Genomic DNA, 321 nt, shown 5'->3' on the forward strand with positions numbered 1-321 from the left:
CCCATCTCCTGGATGAAAAGCCTTACCTCTATTGTTTTCAGACCCTAATCCAAGGTTTTCTTCCCAATCAATCACCTTGACCGCAATCGTGTAGGGTTTGCTTACCTTGAATTTCACAATGCTAGAGTTAAACGGCGTAAAAGGAACGCTGTCAACGGCGATAAGTGTTCCGTTGATATACAGCTCAAAGTAGTTATCCGCAAAGATATAACCTGTGATTTCTTCTCCATCGGGGTCTACAATCACCACGGGCACTGAATCCTGATCAACTTCGGCGATGCTTTTCGGAGTAATACCTGCGCACTCTTCATATAAATCGAC

General features: G+C 44.2%; 1 pseudogene. It reads right to left on the minus strand.

Annotated elements, in window-relative coordinates:
* Positions 1–321, minus strand: a pseudogene (locus AB4585_RS29720) (hypothetical protein); the annotation flags it as partial.

Origin of the sequence: Vibrio sp. 10N.222.49.C9, from assembly GCF_041474985.1 — a bacterium.
GTDB lineage: Bacteria > Pseudomonadota > Gammaproteobacteria > Enterobacterales > Vibrionaceae > Vibrio > Vibrio crassostreae_C.